Consider the following 14500-nt stretch of genomic DNA (forward strand, 5'->3'; position numbering starts at 1 on the left):
TAACATTCCGACTTAAGAACTAACCCTTTATGAGGTGCAATTAACGAATAGTCGGTGGGAAAAAACAGCCCATTTTCGACCTGAGCCCGGTCCCATGTGTGATTGGTGCATATAGTGAACTGTACCTCAAATCAAAGGAGGGGTTTACATGAGTGGAGTAGTAGGTGGATACGGTGGCGCATGGACATCGACTGGCGCGATCTTGGTTCTCTTTATCTTGTTGGTCATCATCTCTAAAGCATTCTTGATCTAATAAACCGCTTGGACCCTAATATATTTGTAAAGGAGGGTTCTGCATGAGCAACGTAGTTGAAGGCGTAGGATACGGCGGCTGGACATCGACTGGAGCAATCCTGGTTCTGTTCATTCTTCTCGTAATCATCACTAAATCTTTCTGGGTATAATATGGCGAGCTCTGCCGGGCAACCGGTGGGGTTTTTTTCTAGAGGACAAGCATGGTGGAGAGCCAGGAAGATAAGATAGCTTGTGGTTGAACGGAAGAATTGGTGGAATTCAAGTAATGGAAGGATGGAGTATGCTTCGAAAATGGGGAAGGTACCTAATGGCTAAACGCCCATTTTGTCAAAATGAGGGCGATAGCCCGGTCCAGAGGTAGGCTGAATACATAGCTTAGGGGTGTAGGCAAATGTTAAGGAGGAATGAACAATGAGCGAAGTAAAACCGAATTCACCGAACGGACAGGGACACGTATACGGACATATGGGAGGTTATGAGCATATGCAAGGATACCAATACACAGGTCATGAAATGCATGGGTATGGATATGGTTGTGGAACAATGCCAATGGGATATGGCTATGGATACGGACACCATGCCAATCAGGCTCCAATGATGCACGGTTATCAACAGGGTTGTGGAGTATCCTATGGTCATGGCGGCGGAAGCTGGGGTTCCATGGGTACGATCCTCGTACTGTTCATCTTGCTGGTCATCATCTCCAAAACGATGTTTATCTAAGTATTTGTGAGTGCAAGGAGACTTTGCTGATCGTGGATCGTTGCGATAGGTGCTCTAAATAAACTCTGAGTTTGAGTTCCATGTTGGGGCATAACGTACCTATGATTCAGAAAGGGACAGCGTAGGATTTCACCCTGCGGTGTCCCTTTTTTATCAGAATTAAGTGAAGGAGCGTTGGGATTACTTTCTTTAACGAACTCCACAGGCTCTATTCCATGCATTATTGCAATTTCACAAGTTTAACGAATCGTAGACGTCTTATTATCTGAATCTGGGCATGTTTGGAGCCTATATTCATGAAGTGACATGGATTAACGTGGCTGAGATTCGTTAGATTTTACATAGCATAGAAATCCTCAATATAAGGTGTGCAGGATTCGTTAGCGTCTGGTGAGCGTAAACATTTGCTTTATAAGCCGGGGTTATTTGCACAATTAGAAAAGTAAGAAGTAAGAAGTAAGAAGTAAGAAGTAAGAAGTAAGAAGTAAGAAGTAAGAAGTAAGAAAGTAAGTACGAGGAGTGCAGTCAGTGGGAGAACGGAAAAGTTTTAAAAGCAGAGCCGAATTTATCTGGTTAGTCTGATCAGTGAAAGGAAGACTTTTCTCAATGAAGTAACAGTGTCCGACAGTCTGTAGATGTTGCTGAATTGGATATGTAGACATGGATAAACACCCGGAACCCAATTCCGGGTGCTTTGTGTATGTTTTCAATCTTCTCAAGAATAAGTGATATCCAAAACAACAAAAGCCCTACCTCTCTTTTGTCCTTGCGGCTCCGATGACCGCGCCAGTGTGAATGGGAACATCTTGTGAAACTCTGTACTACCGGGTTATTGTGATTCAGGTTCTTCAATCTTCATAGGTTAAATGTGCTTAAAATTCGCTGCGGTCGCAGCATGAAGAAAATATTCCGGGGTTTAAAGAAGACAGAAATCATATGAGGTTGTTTAATACAACTCTTATAGTATACCACAGGTTGTAATTTTCTGCAATAAAAAGGAAAGCACGACCAGAGCAACATGGTTTCGGACTGTTTTTATGTTAGAAAGTGAAAGGTTAGTTTGAAAAGATACAGAAAATTTTTCAAACTATTTCTTCATAGGGGTAATCCTCTTCAAAAGATTCTGCGTAGGTTATAATAAGAGGGAAGAAACAGAAAGGGGCCCTCGCATGACTGAATCGATGGAGGACAGCAGGTTAATGCGGCAGATCGCGGAACGTGATGCCTCCGCACTGGAGCTTTTATATGACCGTTATGAGCGAGCGGTGTATTCTTTTGCCTACAGGATCGTTGGTGATCCCATGACGGCAGAAGAGACCGTTCAGGAACTTTTTATGCGGGTCTGGAATAATGCTGAACGTTACGATGCCTCACAGGGGAAGCTGACCACATGGATGTTTGCGATTACGCGTAACATTGCAGTGGACATGCTGAGGCGGAAATCAAAAGGGGCAGCGACTACTTCAGTCGAACACGAGACACTGGCGGCCTATGCCGATGAAGATACAAACACGGAAGAAGAAGTGCAGCGTAAATGGGAAGGTACCCGGATTAAAGAGGCGTTGTCCCAATTGAACGGTGATCAGCAACAAGTTATAGAATCGATTTATTATGCGGGATTAACCCAGCAGGAAGTATCCAGCCGATTCGGGATTCCGCTGGGTACAGTAAAGAGCCGTGTCAGGCTAGCCATGCGACAACTCCAAAAGTTGCTGGCCGATGCTGAATTGCATCCGGACGCGGGAAGGGAGGGCATACATCCATGATAGAACGACATGAGGAGTGGTCTGATCTGGCACCGATGTATGTGCTGGGCGGACTGGAAGCAGAGGAAGTGGCGGCGTTTGAAGCGCATATGGCAACTTGCGAACCTTGCCGCCAGGAGGTGAGGGAATTGCAGGAAGTGACTGGCTTCCTGCCACTGGCGGCGGAACCTGTAGCACCGCCGCAAGGCATGCGAGCACGTGTGCTGGGCAACGTGCTCGGACATGCGCAGGAGAGCGCCGAGGCGAAGCCAGCGGCTACTCCTGCGGAGCCTGAAGCACCCGTGGTGCTTCAGGAGGATCTTGCGCCGCAGCACAAACGTGCGGCGCAGCCCGGGCCAGGCTTGCCGCCGGAGACGGCGGTGCCTGCGGCCCGGGTGGAAGAGGCTGCCCAGGCACAGCCATGGCAGCCACAAGCGCGCGCGCGTGCGCGCAGCAGCAGCGCCTGGCGCATAGCCAGTGCCGGCCTTGCGGCCGCGGCACTGTTACTGGGCGTGTACACGGCGCAGCTGCAAAGCCAGATCGACTCGCTGACGCAGCAAGCGGCGGGCTCGTCGGCTACGCAAGAGCAACTGGTGCAGGCACAGGCGCAGAATGCACAGCTGCAAGAGCAGCTGGCATCAGCTCTGAAGCCCGCACAGGGCATGCAGACTGGCGAGGCAGTGAAGCTGAATCCTGCAACGCAGGACATTGTAGCTCAGGGTCTCGCAACCATCGTTATTGACAGCAAAGGCACTCACCTGGTTGTGCAGGCTGAGAACCTACCGAACCTGGAAGGCAACGAGGCTTTTCAGGTCTGGTTGATCAAAGGAGATACCCCTCAGAATGCGGGTACTTTCCTTAGTCGTGACGGAACGGGAGCGGTATATTACACATTGGATTCGGCCAACGACTATGATACGGTTGCCATCACGCTTGAACCGGATGCAATGGGAGATGAGCCGCGCGGTACGATGATTCTGGCTGCCAAGATTAAAGGATAAATATAGGATATAACACCAAAGGCTGCTCCGTCGTGGAGCAGCCTTTTTGTGTTTTCCAGTTCTGGCGCCCACCCATTGGATTTTATTAATTTTTTTAGTCGGAGCAACCGATAAACAAATAGAAGGCAATACCCTTAATCTCCCTGTGTCTCAAGGGAGAACTGGTTGCACATAGAGAGTGAGGGGTTCAGTTGGAAGCATACCGTTCATTTATCTTTCGCCTGATACGCAATTATCTGATCGGTTCACTGGCAGCTGTTTTTGTTGTCGGTACAGTAGTTATGGTATCTACTCTGCAAATACCCAATATTCAATTTGTTCGACTCATCTTCATTGTACTGATTTCACTCTTGTTCATGCTGGTTGCAGAATTAATTACGCTGTGGGTACAGCTTGGCCCCATAAGACAATTTTTCAATTCAGAGCACCACGAGAGAGACGAATTGAACCACATGTATGAGAAAATTCATCGTTTCCCGGGACAGACCATATATCGGATCATGGGTCCGCACATGCTTGGCTTCTCACTTCCGGCAGCCGGATTAACAATATGGATGATATCCACAGGGTGGCTTGAATTTCCTTACTTCTATACTGTCGTTGCCGCTGCGTGTGCCTTTCTGATTGCCATCATGCATGCGCTGATAGAGTATTACCTAACGGTGCGGGCGATTAGACCCCTGTTACTTGAGATTCGACATCGAGGCAAAGTCCAATACGGGATGGAACCTTCACTGGGAGGGCGCATTCTGGTATCGATCCAGCGTAAATTTCAGCTAAGTACGGCACTGATTGGCTTATTTCCTCTATTTCTATTTTTCCTGGCTACATATATCCGACTTCAGTATATGGACAGTGAATTTGCGAAAGAGTACATATTGTGGGGAATTCTCATCGTTGTTCTGGGCGCGGGGTTTGCGCTGGTGGGAAGCTGGCTGTTGATTCGTGATGTTCGTGATCCAGTTGCTGAACTGACGCATGAGATGAACCGAATTCAGGGGGGAGATCTTGGCAGACGAGCTCCGGATCTATATGCGGATGAGTTTTCGGCACTGATCTCCGGCTTTAATATGATGATTAATCGGCTGGAGATGAGACAGGAACGCAATCGACAGCTGTTGCAAAGTTATTTTTCTACACTGGCTGCTGCTTTAGACGCCCGAGATAAGTACACGGCAGGGCATTCCATGCGTGTGGCAGAGTATTCGCTGATGATTGGCAAGCTAAGCGGAATGAATGAGGAACAGGCGGATTTATTGTACAAATCAGCTCTGCTTCATGATATCGGTAAAATCGGCATACCTGATGAGGTACTGCTGAAGGATGGAAAACTAAGCGATGAGGAATTCGCGATTATTCGTACACATCCCGTGCAGGGAGAGAGTATTTTGTTACAGATAGAGCCTATTGATGCCATGGCGGACTTTCTGCCAGGGGTACGATCTCACCATGAGAGATATGATGGCAAAGGGTATCCGGATGGGATGGCAGGCGATGAGATTCCCCTTTTTGGCCGCATCATTGCGGTAGCGGATGCCTTTGATGCCATGACGTCTGATCGACCCTATCGGAATGGGATGAGTCACGAGAAAGCGCTAACGATTTTGGAAGAAGGAAAAGGGACCCAATGGGACCCCTATTTTGCAGGTTTGTTTATTGATGAATGGAGACGACAACATCATCTTCAGAAACCATCGAAGTGAGGGATCAGCTGATCCCCTCTGTCCACTTCGATTCTTTTCTGCGTCTCCGGTGAAGAGCGAGGCCTGTTATGATGGTGAGAACACATTCGCCAAGTATTACTGCACCCAAGGCGTCATAGATCACATGTTGTTTGATCATTAGCGTGGATACTATAATAGTTGCTGCCCCGGCGGCCACCAAAATCTTGATGGGTTTGCGGATGCTTGGAACCGAGAGAACAGCACGCATAACCAGATAAGAGTGAAGAGAATGAATGCTTGGAAAACAATTATAAGGACGATCCTGGCTATAGAGCCATCCGAGAACAGATGCTCCCAGGCCTGTACCCGTCAGTTCCGGGCGCGGTACCATGGTCTGAAAGTTGAAGTAGATCAGATAACATATCCAGACACAGATATTCATGGATAACAAGACACGGTAATACGTCAGGCGATCCTTGGCACATAGGTAAGCGAGCACACCGAATACAAACGGGTACCAGCCCAAATATGGAATGGACATGCCAGGCACGTAGGGAATGATCCGGTCGAGCGGTGAATCAAGCACTACGAACCCGCGTTCTGGACTATTAAGAATATCATAGAAGAGCCCCATGACGGCCAAAGACAGCATCAAACTCAATGACAGCCAATAGGATTTGCTTTTTAACAATTGCACAACATCTTTCTCCTTTCATTCATGCTCCCTAGGAGCATGAGCCCAGCAAATAACTAATTCAAATTTAAACAACAATATATTCTACTACGACCAGCGCACAAATTGAATCCTGATTTGTGTATTTTTGTGTATTTTTTTGACGAAGAAGGAATGCCGAAGTTTCAATGGGCATGATATGATAGAGACACATACGGACGAAGGCACTTTGGCCAGTAAAGTCGGTACAACAGGAGTGAGTGAATGCAATTTTCAAAAATGTTCGTATTGAATATGGGGATGCTTATTACCATTGCATATCTTGCTAGTGTGTTCTATAAATATGTCGTAATACGTACCTCTTCCCGAGTGAAGCAGATCAGCTCCGTGCTTGTCCTTATATTTGCAGGTTGGATCAGTACGGTTTTTGGGTTTCAACTCACCGATGAAGTGGTCTTTGACCTTCGATATGTTCCTTTAATTGTAGCCGTTCTAACGTATAGACAACCCTATAGCGTAATTATCGTGGGTATTGGAATTGGGCTGTCGAGGCTGACTTTTGGCATCACGGATGCTACATTGGCGGCAGTACTTAACATGTCTGTTTTGGGCGTGATATGTGCAGGTCTGAATATATGGATGAGACGCAGCAACTACAGGCTGATTATTAAAGGAATCCTTGTTACAGTTATCGTCAATGTGGTCAACAGTATAAACATCGCTATCGTTGGTGTGATCCCGGCTACATACTTCTTTTCACATATTATGCCTTATACACTCCCTACAGGCATTTTGCTGAGCCTTATTTTTGCATTTATTTTACGTGATTTTCAGAATGAACAGAATCGAATTTTGCTGATCCAGAGTACAAACCGGCTTTTATCTGTGCAAAAGGAAGAGTTACAGAAAGCCCAAATTGTACTGGAGGATCGAGCGAAACAATTGATGATTGCCTCACAGTACAAATCCGAATTTCTCGCCAATATGTCCCATGAACTGCGTACACCACTGAACAGTGTCATTAACTTTGCCCAGATGATCAGCGAGAATGCCGACACGATGGATCAGGAGGATATTGTACGTTTTGCCAATATGATCGACCAGTCCGGGCAGGAACTGCTTACGCTCATTAACGATATTCTGGATCTCTCCAAAGTAGAAGCGGGGCGGCTGGATATTGTACTAGAGGATATCAGTGTTGCACAACTTACAGAAGATGCCATGAGCCACTTTCAGCTTGTTGCCGAGAAAAAAGGTATTCAGTTGGTTCTGGACAAAAAACAGGGACTGCCCGAGACGCTCTGGTCTGATCCCCAGCGGGTTCAACAGATTTTGCGGAATCTGATGTCGAATGCCATCAAGTTCACTCACCGGGGGAAGGTCACGCTGACCGTAAGCACCAAGCAGATTAAGAATGCAGGTATTCAGAATCGATGGCTTATTTTCTCCGTTCAGGACACAGGCATTGGCATTGCTGAGGACAAGCATCATTCCATATTTGAAGCATTTCAGCAGGCTGACGGGTCGATTAGTCGAAAATTTGGCGGTACCGGACTAGGCCTGTCGATCAGTCGGGATTTAGCGAGATTACTGGGGGGATCGATTGAACTTGAGAGCGCTGAAGGTAAAGGAAGCACCTTCCATCTCTATCTTCCGTTGGACCGTGAAAAAATGAGTTGACAACCTTCGCGCCGTGAGTAGAATTTGGGATGACAACTAGCATCGACCGGCTTTTGAGACCCGGTCTAAGGAGTGTATCCCCATACAGAAGACGGTCAACGTTAACCCTCCCCCGTTAGCAAGCAAACCACGGCGCAAGGGTTCGACACAACGCACGAATTTATCGATTGCAACATGGGAGGGTGTACCGGCAATTATTTTACAGACCTTGCTGGGAGGCCCATTTTTAACCGGATTTCTGTTGTATCTTGGGGCCGGGTCGAGACATATCGGCTTTGTGCTTGCGATTACGACGTTTGTAAACATTGCCCAGATCGGAGCAGCTTACTGGATGCAGCGTATTCGCAGCCGTAAACGCATGCTGCTGTTATTTGTGGGCACACATCGCATCTTGTGGAGTGCAACGGGACTGATCCCGTTCATATTCCCCAAAGAATGGTGGGTAAGCGTATATATTGGCGTGTATACGGTTGCTTTTATATCAAATACCATCGGCGGTATGATCTGGACTTCACTGATTGGCGATATCGTACCTGCTAAGGTGAGAGGGCGTTATTTTGGAATTCGAAATACGATTCTGAATGCTCTTGGAAGCGTATGCTTATTCGCAGGCGGTATAGTTTTGGACCGTTACCCCGGAGAAATGGGCTTTCTGATCCTGTTTATTCCGGTGTGGATCTGTGCCATTGCCAATACAGTCATTTATTTCTTCTATCCGGACGTTCCCTTTGAACGTTCTACCGAAAAGGTTTTCTGGCGCATGTTTATCAAGCCGTTCCAGGATCGTTCTTTCCTGAAAGCAACGCTGTTCCTGGCTTCATGGTTATTGATCCAGACCTTGATTGTTCCGCTTTATTCCTATGTTATGCTGGATCTATTGAACATCAATTATCAGACGGTATCCCTGATCACGGTAGTCCAGACGCTGGTTATGATGGCTGGTTTTTATGTCTGGGGCAATCTGAATGCCAGATTCAGCAACAAAACCCTCCTATTTTGGACATTGCCAGTCATTGCACTCTCCTGTCTGTCGTGGGGTTTAATGTCGTTCATGCCCGTATTGATCGCACTATTTTTATCTCATATCTTCCTTGGGATCGGTGTAGGTGGATTCAATCAGCTGGCATTTAACTTTACAATTGGAGACACGCCCAAAAGTGAAAGACCGATGTTTGTTGCTGTGTATTCGGCTCTGACCGGAGTAACTTCGTTTCTCGGGCCGTTGTTGGGTGGCTGGTTGTATGAAAAGATGGAGACCTGGTCCGATGCGCTGGCCTGGATCTCAGCCTATGGATTTCAGGTGGGGGTTGGTGTCGTGATGCTGACTCTGACATTTACCCTTGGACGTCGTGTACTGTTAAAATAGAAACGATATAAGTTCAACTAATGAATATTTACATGGGCACTTCGATGACAAAACAACCTTGTAAATGTTTAGATTGATTATATGTATCTGGTATGACTTCAAAAAAAGTTGGCGAAATGGAGGGATGTATTTGAATCGTCTCGAACGGAAAGCCATGGTGATTGGAGCCACCGGGCTTGTAGGCGAATTACTGGTTCATAATCTGCTGGAGCACCCGGCATACAGCTTGGTTCGCGTTCTGGTTAGACGTCCGCTTGAGCTGCAACATCCCAAACTGGAACAGCATGTGGTGGACTGGGAACAGCTGGAGAGCCAAGGCCACTTATTCGATGGAATCGATGACCTGTACTGTTGTTTGGGTACCACGATCAAAAAAGCAGGCAGTCAGGACAATTTCCGTCAGGTGGATTACCATTACCCGGTTCGTGCAGCTACGATTGCGAAGCAGCATGGAGTATTACAGATGCTTGTGATCTCCTCCATGGGAGCGAGCGCAGGTTCCCGAGTCTTTTACAGTCGGACCAAGGGGGAAATGGAGGATGCATTGTCCGATATCGGTTTTCCGTCATTGCATATCTTCCGCCCGTCCTTAATCCTGGGAGATCGAAACGAGAAACGGTTCGGTGAACAGATGGCTGCTCATGCGATGAAGCTTCTGGATCGCTGGATGAAAGGCAAAGTGGACAAATACCGGGCGGTCCACGCCGCAACCATTGCACAGGCCATGACAAATATTGCGATGGTGCAAGCCAAGGGAAACCATGTGTATCCGAATGATGTCATTCATGTCCTTGGTGTGGACGGGGGCTAAGAAACCTTTGAACGAGCTGTTTACTTTATGTGGCTGGTGAGGAGCGTTTCTCGCTTGAGGTAGATCGTGGTATAATAGGCAACAAAAATGAGTTCGAACCCTGACTCCATGCGGCAGCAGGATAACGAACACAAAGGAGAACTCGTCCATGAAAAAACCAATCTCTACCGATCAGGCGCCAGGCGCCATTGGTCCATACAGTCAAGCCGTTGATGCAGGCGATTTCATCTACACTTCCGGACAGCTTGGTCTGAATCCTCAAACGGGAGAATTCGGCGCAGATGTACAGGAGCAGACACGTCTGTCTTTGAGCAATGTGAAGGCTATCCTTGAAGCAGCAGGCACAAGTATGGATAAAATCGTGAAAACAACGGTGTTCCTGAAGGACATGAATGACTTCGTGCCTGTGAATGAAGTGTATAGCACGTTCTTCGAACAGCCCTATCCTGCACGCAGTGCAGTAGAAGTTGCTCGTTTGCCAAAAGATGCACTGGTGGAGATTGAAGTTATTGCCCTGAAATAGGACAACCTTCATTCGCTACGGTATACATAAAAAGCCGATTTCAGGTCGAATGACCAGAATCGGCTTTTTGCTTTATGTTTTTTTGTTATATTTAAGCATTATATATGATGGAAACTATTCAATCTCGATCCTGATTCCGGGCGAAGAACAGCCATACCGCATAGATGGCCAGTACGATTGCAATGATGATTGCCGTATAATATACGGAAGTGACATCCTTTTGTTTAAGTGCAATGGCGATATACGCCCATGTGAATACAAGTGGGTACACACTGTCCCGATAACGGAAGCTAACGAGTACAGCCAGCACCATACCGACAATCAGCATAATGATCGTCCAGGTTGGTTCGCTGATACCAAAACCATCCCAGCCAATTTTATATAACAGTACAGCTGCATTGACAATCGTTGCCACGCTAATCCATCCGAGATAGATGCTGAATGGTAGCTTCACAAGCCAGATCTCAGCAGTGGTTGGAACCATAATGGTACGTGTTTTTACATACAGCATGATCAGGCACAACAGAAGCAGTACAATAATCAGTAAAGCGAGACCGGTCTGCAAGTTTTGAAAAGCAAAAATCCAGGCTACGTTGAAAGCGCAGCTTGCCAAGAACCAATACCCGAGACGGGTAATCGAGTCCCTTTTCCAGGAAGCGGGTACGAACTGATAGATCACAAATCCTGCCAGCAGCAAGTAGATCAAACCCCATATAGAGAAGGCATAGCCAGAAGGTGTGAGTAGCACAGGATACATATCCGATACTTCTTTATTGGTCTTGCCTCCGATTGGCAGAGCGTTGGAGAGGTAGTTCACGATAATTACAGCGATAAAACCAATGGCGTTTAACCACTTGTACGGATTGTTACGTGACATTGTGTTTCCTCCTTGGTTTAACGAATGAATGAACCACGGGTCAGTCTACAATGAATATACCCAGTTCTTGCACATTCTAATAACAGCCGCAAAAAATTCACAAGTTGGATCTTTCAGATTCTTGTGCTCTGCCACTACGTTGGAACGGTACTCTGTCCCAATGTACGCGAAACGAAGCAGAAATATGTCCATGCCCACGATGTCCCACTAGAAGAGGAGGAAGAGAATGCTCACAAGGGAAACGATGGAGCAACAGCAAACCTGGTTCTATGTAGTTGCACTGTTCCTAGGAGCAGCGATAGGGCTGAGTAATCCGGCATGGGGGAATGTTTTACACTACACCGTGTCCCCGGTTCTTGCCGTTCTGTTATACAGCATGTTTGTACAGATTCCCTTTTTACAGTTAAAAGAGTCTTGGTCCAACCTTCGATTTATGGTGGCGCTACTGGTGGCTAATTTTATCGTTGTACCTGTAGTTGTATGGTTGCTCACACTTGTCTTTCCACAATCACCAGGCGTTCTGATCGGAGTCTATCTGGTACTGTTAACACCCTGTATTGATTACGTCATTGTGTTCACACAACTCGGCAGGGGCAATGAGAAACTGATGCTCGCCGCAACACCTCTTTTATTTGTTATACAAATGATCCTGTTGCCGTTTTATTTATGGCTATTGATGGGTACTGAGGTAGCGCAGATCATGCAGGTAGGGCCGTTTGTAGAGACTTTTCTGTTCCTGATCGTTATTCCACTGCTGCTCGCTGTTGTTACACAAGTTCTCTCAAGAGGTAAAGCGAGCGGGGAGCGGGTCATAAATGCGACGGCATGGCTGCCAGTTCCGATGATGGCACTCGCGCTGATCGTGGTTGTCGCTTCCCAGATTGGCAAAGTCTACAATGATATGGCGATTATCGTGAACGTGATCCCGATCTACGTTGCTTTTCTGATCATTATGCCTTGGATATCTCGGCTTATTTCTACTTGGTTTGGATTGAATACAGGTGCAGGGCGGGCGTTAATTTTCAGTTCAGCCACACGGAATTCGCTGGTTGTTCTGCCGCTAGCACTGGCACTCCCACCAGAATGGGCAACTATAGCTGCGGCAGTCATCGTTACACAGACGATAGTGGAGCTTGCAGGGGAATTAATCTACATTCGACTTGTACCTGCGGTGATTTTGCGGGATCGGTGAGCGTACTAGGGTGTATCTATGTTATGATATATTACAATTAATAAAACCATTTTTGGTAAATAAAAGGGAGGTGAGAATCCCTATTTATCGGAAGATTATGTTCTACCTGGATATTGTCCTATTACTGTTCAGCCTCATCTATTTCCCCGTAGTAGCTCATAAGACAGGAAATAATATGGCTTATGGATTTATGGCTGTAATTTTATTAGGTACAATCTCTCGGATCGTATCCTATCTTAGAAAAGAAAGAGTCAACAAATCGTCATGATATAGGCTATTTTCTGTAAAAGTAAAATTAAAAAGAGTACTTCCGATGGGTCATGCCGGGAGTACTCTTTTTAATTCGGATCAAATACTCGTTACGTACCCGCCTCCAATAATGTTTTACGATATTCCGCTGGCGTGATGCCCTCCATTTTTTTGAACACTTTGCTGAAATACTTTTCATCCTGGAATCCAACCATCTCCGAGATTTTGGCAACTCGCAGGGAAGGATTTTGCAGCAGCATCTTGGCGTTGTTAATTCGCAGTTTACCCAGATATTCCGACCAGTTCAGACCAAATTGCTGTTTGAATTTGCGTGAGATATACTCCCGGCTCAGGTAGAAACGCGCGGCAATCTGCTGCAAGGACAGGTCCTCCTGATAATTGGCGTCCATATAACGTGCAATCTCACTCATGGGATCGGGATTGGCGTGGTGATGAGAGGTGAGCGCCTTTCCTGCGGCAAGCAGTCGTTGTTCCAATAATGAACGAAGCAGGGGGAAGGATAACAGTCCTTCAGCGTCCAAAGGTAACTCGGCAAAGGGAATAGACTGTTCCTCCGTTACTTCTTCCTCTTTGGGTGACGAACCTGCCGTATCATCAAGCCAGCGGCTCAGCATCCATTCCAGCTCGTCGATCCATTGCTGAATTTGCTCAGCACTGACAACTTCAAGATCAGTAATCGGGTCAAGCCACTCGGCGACCGCAGCAGATACACTGGAAGACCTACAGCTCATGGCTGCCATACGCAGGGGTTCTTCATGGGCGGTTAAACGCCTGATTTTATTCCCATTTGATGATTCCACTGTAGCATGGATTCGCTGTTTGGTTTGCACAGCATTACGTCTCCACAGCCTTGAACTGGCTTCCATATAGGCCGCTGATATTCCGCCAGGGTAGGACTCACAGGTGGAGATGCCATAATGAAGCCGGCGCTGAATCGTCTGCTCCAATCCCTGATTAACCTTGTCCAGAATATGTTCCAATGAAGTGGATGGACCCCAATGCAGCAGAACAATCTCGTCCGGTTGATCCAACTGCCGAAACATTACGCCTTCGTCTGGTGTGGATAACATCTCGGCGCAGATATTGAGCACGGAGAACACAAGCAGGTCCGGTTGACTACGGTATTTCGCCAGACAATCTGCATCCAGATGGGACAGGCTGGTGACAGCGACACTACAGACAGGGATTAGACAGGGGAGATTTAACTCATCCTGCAATCGCTGCATGTGTGATGGGCTGCTGCCTCTTCCGACGGCAAGTTCGGTGAGTAGACGATCCTGGTAGTGGGGGCGCATTCGATTAACGACAATGGATTGCCTGGTGGATTGTATCCGAATGGCGTCTTCCTCTTCCCAAGCTGTAACGGCTTTTAATAGAGAGGCATTCAGCTCATCTGCTTCCACAGGTTTCAGGAGGTAGTCCATGCCACCATGCCTGATGGCATGCCTCACAAGTTCAAAATCATCATATCCACTAATGACCAGCACCTTGCTGTGTGGGGCATGAGCCGATATCCATTCAAGCAATGCCATACCGTCCTTGCCCGGCATACGCATGTCACTGAGTATGATTTGAGGTTGATGTGCCGTGATGGCGGCGATGGCTTCATCCCCGTCTGCCGCTTCGATTAACGTATCAATGCCAAACTCTTCCCAATGACCAAGCAACCTTATGGCATCGCGGACATGTTTTTCATCATCTACAAGCAGTGCCTTCATGT

At 47.1% G+C, this 14500-nt stretch carries 14 protein-coding genes; 11 read left to right on the forward strand and 3 right to left on the reverse strand.

What is annotated here, in order from left to right; translation table 11 throughout:
* Positions 1 to 148 precede the first annotated feature (148 nt).
* The 6 genes from MHI12_RS02885 (at position 149) to MHI12_RS02910 (ending at position 5427) form a co-directional block, all read left to right on the forward strand.
* On the forward strand, positions 149 to 253 hold the full coding sequence (locus tag MHI12_RS02885) for a hypothetical protein (protein ID WP_017690880.1): 105 nt from the start codon (positions 149 to 151) through the stop codon (positions 251 to 253).
* 43 nt (positions 254 to 296) lie between these two features.
* A complete protein-coding gene (locus MHI12_RS02890; protein ID WP_017690879.1) occupies positions 297 to 404 on the forward strand; it encodes a hypothetical protein in 108 nt (35 codons plus the stop codon).
* A gap of 262 nt (positions 405 to 666) precedes the next feature.
* A complete protein-coding gene (locus MHI12_RS02895) occupies positions 667 to 978 on the forward strand; it encodes a hypothetical protein (protein WP_017690878.1) in 312 nt (103 codons plus the stop codon).
* Positions 979 to 2147: 1169 nt separating this feature from the next.
* The gene (locus MHI12_RS02900) at positions 2148 to 2744 is read left to right on the forward strand and encodes a sigma-70 family RNA polymerase sigma factor (RefSeq protein WP_341005978.1); all 597 of its coding nucleotides are present in this window, start codon (positions 2148 to 2150) and stop codon (positions 2742 to 2744) included.
* A complete protein-coding gene (locus MHI12_RS02905; protein WP_405171472.1) occupies positions 2741 to 3724 on the forward strand; it encodes an anti-sigma factor domain-containing protein in 984 nt (327 codons plus the stop codon). Before MHI12_RS02900 ends, MHI12_RS02905 begins: the two co-directional genes overlap by 4 nt.
* Positions 3725 to 3915: 191 nt before the next feature.
* Complete coding sequence (locus MHI12_RS02910; protein ID WP_405171473.1) at positions 3916 to 5427, forward strand: HD domain-containing phosphohydrolase; 1512 nt, start codon at positions 3916 to 3918, stop codon at positions 5425 to 5427.
* 4 nt (positions 5428 to 5431) lie between these two features.
* Here MHI12_RS02910 and MHI12_RS02915 read toward each other — a convergent pair whose 3' ends face one another.
* Positions 5432 to 6085, reverse strand: a complete 654-nt coding sequence (locus MHI12_RS02915) for a phosphatase PAP2 family protein (protein ID WP_036607365.1) — start codon at positions 6083 to 6085, stop codon at positions 5432 to 5434.
* A gap of 240 nt (positions 6086 to 6325) precedes the next feature.
* On the opposite strand from MHI12_RS02915, the gene MHI12_RS02920 reads away from it, so the two are divergent.
* The 4 genes from MHI12_RS02920 (at position 6326) to MHI12_RS02935 (ending at position 10441) form a co-directional block, all read left to right on the forward strand.
* Entirely contained in the window at positions 6326 to 7741 is a 1416-nt protein-coding gene (locus tag MHI12_RS02920; RefSeq protein WP_405171474.1) for a sensor histidine kinase, read from the forward strand.
* A 208-nt stretch (positions 7742 to 7949) separates the two neighbouring features.
* Complete coding sequence (locus MHI12_RS02925; protein ID WP_405171475.1) at positions 7950 to 9107, forward strand: MFS transporter; 1158 nt, start codon at positions 7950 to 7952, stop codon at positions 9105 to 9107.
* A 124-nt stretch (positions 9108 to 9231) separates the two neighbouring features.
* Positions 9232 to 9918: an oxidoreductase gene (locus tag MHI12_RS02930; RefSeq protein WP_405171476.1), complete on the forward strand. Its 687-nt coding sequence runs from the start codon at positions 9232 to 9234 to the stop codon at positions 9916 to 9918.
* Positions 9919 to 10066: 148 nt separating this feature from the next.
* On the forward strand, positions 10067 to 10441 hold the full coding sequence (locus MHI12_RS02935; protein ID WP_017690870.1) for a RidA family protein: 375 nt from the start codon (positions 10067 to 10069) through the stop codon (positions 10439 to 10441).
* Between the two features lie 118 nt (positions 10442 to 10559).
* Here the strand turns inward: MHI12_RS02935 and MHI12_RS02940 are convergent, their stop codons facing one another.
* Positions 10560 to 11318 (reverse strand): tryptophan-rich sensory protein, encoded by a 759-nt coding sequence (locus MHI12_RS02940; protein WP_405171477.1) that lies wholly within the window; start codon positions 11316 to 11318, stop codon positions 10560 to 10562.
* A 226-nt stretch (positions 11319 to 11544) separates the two neighbouring features.
* Here MHI12_RS02940 and MHI12_RS02945 point away from each other — a divergent pair, with 226 nt between their 5' ends.
* Positions 11545 to 12510, forward strand: coding sequence for an arsenic resistance protein (locus MHI12_RS02945; RefSeq protein ID WP_405171478.1), 966 nt, complete (start codon positions 11545 to 11547; stop codon positions 12508 to 12510).
* Positions 12511 to 12869: 359 nt separating this feature from the next.
* Here MHI12_RS02945 and MHI12_RS02950 read toward each other — a convergent pair whose 3' ends face one another.
* Positions 12870 to 14498: a response regulator gene (locus MHI12_RS02950; protein ID WP_405171479.1), complete on the reverse strand. Its 1629-nt coding sequence runs from the start codon at positions 14496 to 14498 to the stop codon at positions 12870 to 12872.
* Positions 14499 to 14500: the final 2 nt, after the last annotated feature.

This window comes from Paenibacillus sp. FSL H8-0280 (assembly GCF_045040665.1).
Classification (GTDB): Bacteria; Bacillota; Bacilli; order Paenibacillales; family Paenibacillaceae; genus Paenibacillus; species Paenibacillus xylanexedens_A.

Bases quoted from the DNA above. Each gene is read 5' to 3' on its own strand.
- MHI12_RS02905 (WP_405171472.1), top strand. From the start codon at position 2,741: ATGATAGAACGACATGAGGAGTGGTCTGATCTGGCACCGATGTATGTG.
- MHI12_RS02885 (WP_017690880.1), top strand. From the start codon at position 149: ATGAGTGGAGTAGTAGGTGGATACGGTGGCGCATGGACATCGACTGGC.
- MHI12_RS02890 (WP_017690879.1), top strand. From the start codon at position 297: ATGAGCAACGTAGTTGAAGGCGTAGGATACGGCGGCTGGACATCGACT.
- MHI12_RS02920 (WP_405171474.1), top strand. From the start codon at position 6,326: ATGCAATTTTCAAAAATGTTCGTATTGAATATGGGGATGCTTATTACC.
- MHI12_RS02945 (WP_405171478.1), top strand. From the start codon at position 11,545: ATGCTCACAAGGGAAACGATGGAGCAACAGCAAACCTGGTTCTATGTA.
- MHI12_RS02895 (WP_017690878.1), top strand. From the start codon at position 667: ATGAGCGAAGTAAAACCGAATTCACCGAACGGACAGGGACACGTATAC.
- MHI12_RS02950 (WP_405171479.1), bottom strand. From the start codon at position 14,498: ATGAAGGCACTGCTTGTAGATGATGAAAAACATGTCCGCGATGCCATA.
- MHI12_RS02930 (WP_405171476.1), top strand. From the start codon at position 9,232: ATGTATTTGAATCGTCTCGAACGGAAAGCCATGGTGATTGGAGCCACC.
- MHI12_RS02900 (WP_341005978.1), top strand. From the start codon at position 2,148: ATGACTGAATCGATGGAGGACAGCAGGTTAATGCGGCAGATCGCGGAA.
- MHI12_RS02940 (WP_405171477.1), bottom strand. From the start codon at position 11,318: ATGTCACGTAACAATCCGTACAAGTGGTTAAACGCCATTGGTTTTATC.
- MHI12_RS02935 (WP_017690870.1), top strand. From the start codon at position 10,067: ATGAAAAAACCAATCTCTACCGATCAGGCGCCAGGCGCCATTGGTCCA.